At 46.7% G+C, this 255-nt stretch carries 1 protein-coding gene; it reads left to right on the top strand.

The features are described from left to right. Positions 1-255, top strand: a 255-nt coding sequence (locus tag L6990_RS11870; RefSeq protein WP_237204379.1) for a hypothetical protein, incomplete at both ends; no start/stop codon positions are given.

The raw sequence follows: 255 nt of genomic DNA, 5'->3' as shown, positions 1-255 counted from the left end.
TTCAATCTTTAGAAGATGCTCGCGTCCACTATACAGTTTTCAAACAACAACCCACCCACACCAGCAGCAAAACCATCACAGTCTCACCCACCAATGCGCCAGGCATACCATCGAGACCAACAAGAAAACTTGTTGCCTCAAAACCCAACAACACACCAAAAAACAGTTACGAGACTCTCCACCAGAAAAACCACCAGGGCTTTTCTAACCTGAACCAATATTCCACCCATGAGCAAACCACCTGTCCAACACTCG

It is taken from the genome of Rothia endophytica, from assembly GCF_928381505.1.
In the GTDB taxonomy this organism is placed as follows: Bacteria; Actinomycetota; Actinomycetes; order Actinomycetales; family Micrococcaceae; genus Rothia; species Rothia endophytica_A.
The sequence above is the reverse complement of the archived record's forward strand: the minus strand, read 5'-3'. Positions and strand labels throughout refer to the sequence as shown.